Origin of the sequence: Paraburkholderia sp. BR10937 (assembly GCF_040965695.1) — a bacterium.
Classification (GTDB): Bacteria; Pseudomonadota; Gammaproteobacteria; order Burkholderiales; family Burkholderiaceae; genus Paraburkholderia.
Map to the genome: position 1 here is coordinate 131,733 of NZ_JBFRCL010000020.1, position 6,267 is coordinate 137,999.

General features: G+C 61.3%; 5 protein-coding genes and 1 pseudogene. 2 read left to right on the plus strand and 4 right to left on the minus strand.

Annotated features, from left to right (window positions below; genetic code table 11):
- Window positions 1-4 precede the first annotated feature (4 nt).
- Complete coding sequence (locus AB4Y44_RS18425; protein ID WP_342923442.1) at window positions 5-1,429, minus strand: basic amino acid/polyamine antiporter; 1,425 nt, start codon at window positions 1,427-1,429, stop codon at window positions 5-7.
- A gap of 87 nt (window positions 1,430-1,516) precedes the next feature.
- The gene (locus AB4Y44_RS18430; RefSeq protein ID WP_368700465.1) at window positions 1,517-1,978 is read right to left on the minus strand and encodes a hypothetical protein; all 462 of its coding nucleotides are present in this window, start codon (window positions 1,976-1,978) and stop codon (window positions 1,517-1,519) included.
- Window positions 1,979-2,270: 292 nt separating this feature from the next.
- Here AB4Y44_RS18430 and AB4Y44_RS18435 point away from each other — a divergent pair, with 292 nt between their 5' ends.
- Window positions 2,271-3,686, plus strand: coding sequence for a basic amino acid/polyamine antiporter (locus AB4Y44_RS18435; protein WP_368700466.1), 1,416 nt, complete (start codon window positions 2,271-2,273; stop codon window positions 3,684-3,686).
- An 89-nt stretch (window positions 3,687-3,775) separates the two neighbouring features.
- The gene (locus tag AB4Y44_RS18440; RefSeq protein WP_342923439.1) at window positions 3,776-4,732 is read left to right on the plus strand and encodes a cation diffusion facilitator family transporter; all 957 of its coding nucleotides are present in this window, start codon (window positions 3,776-3,778) and stop codon (window positions 4,730-4,732) included.
- A 98-nt stretch (window positions 4,733-4,830) separates the two neighbouring features.
- Here AB4Y44_RS18440 and AB4Y44_RS18445 read toward each other — a convergent pair whose 3' ends face one another.
- Together AB4Y44_RS18445 and AB4Y44_RS18450 are read right to left on the minus strand one after the other, a co-directional pair.
- Complete coding sequence (locus AB4Y44_RS18445) at window positions 4,831-5,613, minus strand: hypothetical protein (RefSeq protein WP_342923516.1); 783 nt, start codon at window positions 5,611-5,613, stop codon at window positions 4,831-4,833.
- Window positions 5,614-5,825: 212 nt separating this feature from the next.
- A pseudogene (locus tag AB4Y44_RS18450) lies at window positions 5,826-6,267 on the minus strand (alpha/beta hydrolase); the annotation flags it as partial.

The window sequence follows — 6,267 nt, forward strand, 5'->3', positions numbered from 1 at the left end:
CTCGTTAGACCGCCATGGTGCCCGTGGCCAGCGCAACGACGCCTACGATGGCCGCGACGGCCGCCACGATGAAAATGACCCAGTCGCTCGCACGCTGGAAAACCTTCAGCTTGCGCTCGCGCCGCGCGAGGAAATACAGCACCGTGCCAGGCGCGTAAAGAATCGCCGACAGCAGGATGAACTTGAGACCGCCGGCAACGATCATGAACAACGTGTAGATCACGGCGACCGAGGCCAGCACGAGATCGCGCTTGCGCTCTTCGGGCCGCACCTCGTAGCTCTCGCCGCGGTTCGAAACCATGAACCCGTAGGCGGCGACGAACAGATACGGAATCAGCGACATCGAACTCGTGAGGTTGAGCATCAGCGAGAACGCATCGCGCGAGAAGTACGTGCTCGCGACCAGCAACTGCACGACGATGTTGGTGATCCAGAGCGCGTTGGCCGGCACGTTGTTGGCGTTCTCGCGCGCGAAAATGGCCGGCATGTCCTGATTGCGCGCCGCCGCGAACATCACCTCGGCGCAGATGAGCGACCACGCCAGATATGCGCCCAGCACGGAAACGATCAGCCCGATGCTCACGAAAATCCCGCCCCACGGACCGACCACGCTTTCGAGCACGGCCGCCATGGAGGGCTGGCGCATGCCCGCCACGTCCCCGCGCGGCAGCACGGCGAAAGGCAACATCGAAACGAGCACCATGAGCGTGGTCACGCCGGCGAAGCCGAAGATCGTTGCGCGTCCGACGTCCGCGCGCTCCTTCGCATAGCGCGAATACACGCTCGCGCCTTCGATGCCGATGAACACGAACACGGTCACGAACATCGTGGCGCGAATCTGCTGGATGAGGCCGCCCTCTTGCGCCGCAGACTGGATGTTCAGGTGGAAGGTCCCGTATTTGAAGACGAACAGGAGAATGACGATGAACACCACGATCGGAATGACCTTGGCGAAGGTCACGATGGTGTTGATGAACGCGGCCTGCTTCACGCCGCGCAGGATGAGAAAGTGAAACAGCCAGATGCCGATCGACGCGACGACGATGGCCGTGACCGTATTGCCGTCGCCGAAAATCGGGAAAAACGCGCCCAGCGTGGACTTGATCAGCACCCAGTACGACACGTTGCCGATGCAACTGCCGATCCAGTAACCGAACGCCGAGAGGAAGCCGGGGTAGTCGCCAAAGCCCTCTTTGGCATAGACGAACACGCCGGCGTCGAGTTTCGGCTTGCGCTCCGCGAGCGCCTGAAACACGCGTGCGAGCGTGTACATGCCCACGCCCGCCACGAGCCACGCAATCGCCGCGCCGACCGGCCCCGTTGCATTGGCGAAGGTCCGCGGCAGAGAAAAAATCCCGGCGCCCACCATGCCCCCGACTACCATCGCGGTCAACTGCACGCGACTCATCTTCTGCTCGGTATCGGCCATCGGTCTCCTCGCTTGGTTCGGAACTTCGTTTTATCGCGCGGCCGGCGCACCGTTGCGCCGCCGCTCAGGCTTCCGGCGCGAGCGGTATCACCGCGTCACGCGCACCGAGTTGTTGCCCATCAGCACACGCACACGATCACCGGGGACGAATTGCTGATCCGAATCCTGGACCACCGATATCAGTTGTCCCGAATCCAGGCGCACGACGATTTCAAGGCCTTGCCGCTGCGTGATGCGCTGCTCCACGGCGTTGCCTGCCGCGCCGCCCAGCACGGCGCCGCCGATACCCGCTGCAACGGCGCCCGTGCCACGCCCGATGTTGCTGCCTGCCGCGATGCCGCCAAGCGCGCCACCGGTGATCGCGCCGATGCCCGTTGGGCCCGGCTGGATAGTGACGGGTCGAACGGATTCGACCGCACCGAGTTCGACCACGAACACCTGCTGCGCCTGGGCCGGCGTGAAGACAGAGCCCGAAGTCGGCGCCTCACAGCCGGAAAGCGCGAGCGAAGCAACTGCGGAGCCAAGAACTGTTGCGGCGAGATATCGCATGAGATTCCCCTAATGCGGCGCATTGCGGATTCGCTAATTCATTCGATCTGTTTGCTAACGATTACACATAGGGTCATTAGCGAACATTCAGCCAACACGTTCCCGGTAATTCTCCTTTTGCTTTCCACCCTCGGGACACCTGACGAACATTATGGAATACGATTCGCAAATGACGTATTCAACGTGACATTCGTTCGAGAATAGTTCATCAATTCAATGTGGCGCGCATTTTTTATCCGCGATTTCCCGCGTTCGCATTACGACCGGTCAAAGATCAGAAAAAGGCTCGAACATGAAATCGACGGATGACCAGAAGTTGTCGCTGCCGGTCCTGACGGCCATGGTCGTGGGCTCCATGGTCGGCGCCGGCATCTATTCGCTGCCGCGCAACTTCGCGCTCGAGGCGGGCCCGACGGCCGCCGTCATCTCATGGTGCATTGCGGGAGGCGGCATGTATATGCTGGCCCGCGTCTTCCAGCTTCTCGCCGAAATCCGGCCCGACCTCGACTCCGGCATCTTTGCTTATGCACGTGACGGCTTCGGCGGCTACGCCGGCTTTCTCTCCGCGTTCGGCTACTGGATGGCCGGTTGCTTCGGCAATGTCTCTTATTGGGTGCTGATCAAGTCCACGCTCGGCGCATTCGTGCCGGCATTTGGAAACGGCAATACGCCGATTGCCATTGCGGTTTCGTCAGTCGGCATATGGGCATTTCACTGGATGCTGTTGCGCGGCATTCAGCAGGCCACGCTCATCAATGCGATTCTCACGGTCGTCAAAATTCTGCCCATTTTCGTTTTTATCGGCATTTTGAGTGTCTATGCAAGAGCGGAGCCATTCACGGACAATCTCGCTCAAAGCGCTAGTGGGCTTGCCCCGCAGGTAAAAGGGACCATGCTCGTGACGGTATTCGTGTTTCTCGGCGTTGAAGGCGCAAGCGTGTATTCGCGCTACGCGAAAAAGCGCTCGGACGTGGGCGCCGCCACGATACTCGGCTTCGCCTTCGTGCTGTTGCTGCTCGTGCTCGTGACGCTGCTGCCCTACGCGCATCTCATGCGCGCGGATATCGCCGTCATGCGGCAACCTTCGATGGCGTCGGTGCTGGGCGCCGTCGTCGGTCCGCCTGGCGTGGTGTTCATCGGCGGTGCGCTGATCGTCTCCGTGCTCGGCGCCTACCTCGCATGGTCGTTGATCTGCGCAGAAGTGCTGTATGCCAGCGCGAAGGCGGACGCCATGCCGGCCATCTTCGCGCGCCGCAACGCGCGGCAGCTTCCCACCACCGCGATCTGGCTCACGAGCGGCGTGGTACAGGCCTTCGTCATCAGCACATACTGGTCCACCGACGCCTTCTCGCTCATGCTGCGCCTCACGAGCGCGATGGCACTCATCCCCTACTTCTTCGTCGCGACCTTCGGGCTCAAGGCCATCCGCGCACTGCCGCAATCGGCCATGAATGCGCGAACGCGCACCCTGCGCTATGCCACAGCGGGCATCGCCACGATTTATACACTGTTCCTGCTTTACGCTTGCGGGCTGGAACTGCTCGTCATGTCCGCACTGCTCTATGGACCCGGCAGCCTGCTGTACATGTGGGCGCGGCGCGAGCGTGGCGAGGCGCTATTTTCGCGGCCCGAGTGGTGCGCGTTTCTCGTGGTGATGGGCGGAGGACTCGCCGCGATCGTCGGGCTGAGCACCTCGGCGTGGCGTTAGCCGCGCGCCACTGCGCCTGCCCGCATCCATCGGCCTCGTGACTGCGCTCGCCGCCATTCCTGCATCCCAACGTTCGACAGCGAGGAACCATGCCTATCAGCTATGCGCTCCGCAAGGCGCGGCTCGCAGCGGTCGAGCAGCGCACGATGAAGGTTTCCATTTACGTCGTGTGCCTGGGTTTCGCGGCCAACGTCGGCTATGGCTTCTTCGTGCAATCCGATACGCTACTGCTCACCGCCATTTTCTATCTGCTCAACCTCGTGAGTTCCGCGCTTGGATTGCTCGTGGCCACCGTGGTGAGCCGGCCCGCGACTACTCGCTTCGAATATGGGTATTGGTTCCTCGAGCCGCTCGTGAACGGCATAAACGGGCTCATGATGCTGGTCGTTTGCGTATATGGCTTCGTGAACGGGATTGAGGGGATACGTTCGGGCGGCCACGTGGTGAATGCGCAAGGCGTCATGCTGATCAGCGCCGCGAGTTGCGTGATCAGCTTTGCCATGGTGATCTATAAAAAGCGCGCGGCTGCGCAGATCAATTCCAAGCTGCTCAAAACCGACGGCTGGAAATGGATCATGAAATTCTCGTTCAGCGCAGCCACACTGCTCGGCTTTTTCGTGTATTCGATATTGCCCGAAAGCTTTCACTATCTATGGGCGCGCTACGTCGACAGTGCAATGACCGCGGGGCTCTCACTGATTTTTCTCTTTGCGCCAGTGAAGATCGTGAGCACGAGCTTTGCTGAATTGCTTCACATGAGCCCCGACGAGAACAATCCGCGATCGGAGATCGAAATGGTGCTTTCGAAGCTCGAACGCGAACTTGGCATTCTGCGCCATCACACACACGTCATCCAGGCGGGCCGGCGCAATTTTGTCGAAGTCAGCGTGCTCGTCGGCGCAACGTCCACGCTAAGCGATCTCGCCTCGCAGGACGAATTGCGCGAACGCATCTGGGAAACGCTCAGCGCGAATCCGCTGGAAAGCCGGCTCATTGTGCAGATTACCGCGGACCCGCGCTGGGAAGACGGACGCCAGCCTGGATAGCGCGCGCCTCACCAGAGCGCGCTCGAAGAAGGCGAGTATCCCAGCGGCGTGTCCGGCTCCATCCTGGCGGCCACCGGAAACTTTGTCATCCGAACACGTCAACGCGGCGACCGGGAATGGTCGATCGCTCCCGGCTGCGGTGGAACCGTGCCGACTGCGAAGCGCGGTGCCGCGTTCGCCACCAGAATCAGAGCGGCACCGGCCAGGCCGCTCGATATGTGCTTCAGCGCATGCCCCGCGATCACGTGGCGAGTGAGTTCCCACACCTGCCAGTCAAGGCTCTCAAAGATCTTGGCCGCCCCGTAGAAAACGATCACCATCGTCCAGCCGAATACGCTGTCCACCTTGCGCGTGAGCGTCAAGCCGACGATGAACATGAGCCCGCCGAACTGCAGGATCGCGTACGGCCACAGGCTGTTGAGTGCGAGCCAGTACTCGATCGTGCCTAGCGATACGGCAACCAGGATTAGCAACGGTACCCAGCCCACGCGCTGCCCGGTGTTCGACGTCCAGAGCATCGCCAGTATGCCGGCGAAGACGATCGTCATCGGCAGGCGATCCCAGACGAGCGTCGCGTCGGAAGGTGCCCAGTGATAGTAGGCCGACCCGATTGCGGTTAGCACGAGCCCGAATCCGGCGACTACCATGCCGGGGAATTTTGGCGGCTGCCGCGACGCATTTCGTTTCGCCCAACTGAGGCAGGCGATCCCTGCCGCCAGAATGACGAGATTCGACAGCACGTCCGCTGCATGCGGTATCAAGCCCAGCGCGCGTTGGTCCGCGAAGTGGTGATACGACGCCGCCTGCGCCAGCGGCCATACCAGCTGCAACACCGTGCCCACCACGAAAAGCATGATGCTGCCAAGCAGCAATCGGGTCATGTTCACGGTGCTCGTCTCCGGGTATGACGTAACACTCAACAGGCGCTGGTACTGCACGAGTACGTCTGGCCAGCCGGTGGCCGCGGCGGCCCCATGCGAGCTTGCGCACCCTGCCCGTATCATCGGACAAACCGGGCTCAGTAACAAGGTCGGCCGACCGGTGTCTGGATGCTGTCGATTCTTCCAGTCGAGTTGCGGTTGCAGCCGTCGGCTTACGGCTCGTCGTAATCATCTCCGGCCTGCTCCAGTTCCCTCAACGCTTCTGCGGGATCCTCCGGCTTCCCGGCAGCGGTCTCATGAGTGCGCCTCGGTGAATCGACAACTGGAGGAGGCATCTTGCCGATGCCCTCGTCGATGCGTTGCAGGAGATACGGGAAGAACGGATTCGATGCAATCCGGAACATCGAGTCGAGCGTCAGAATCAACGTGCCGCGTTCTCCGCGCGGCGCGAGCGTGCCAAGGTTGACATTGAAGTTCTCGTCGTCGCCCGGCTCGATGCCGTAGAGTGCATCCGTCACGGGAAATGGAATCGCAACATGCGATAACGAAAAAATATCCGGAGGATAGTCAATTCCCAAAGGGCGAACGTGAGTTGCCACGCTGCCGGCATCGACACTGCGTTCGACCGTATGAGCCGAATCCTGCGAGGCATTG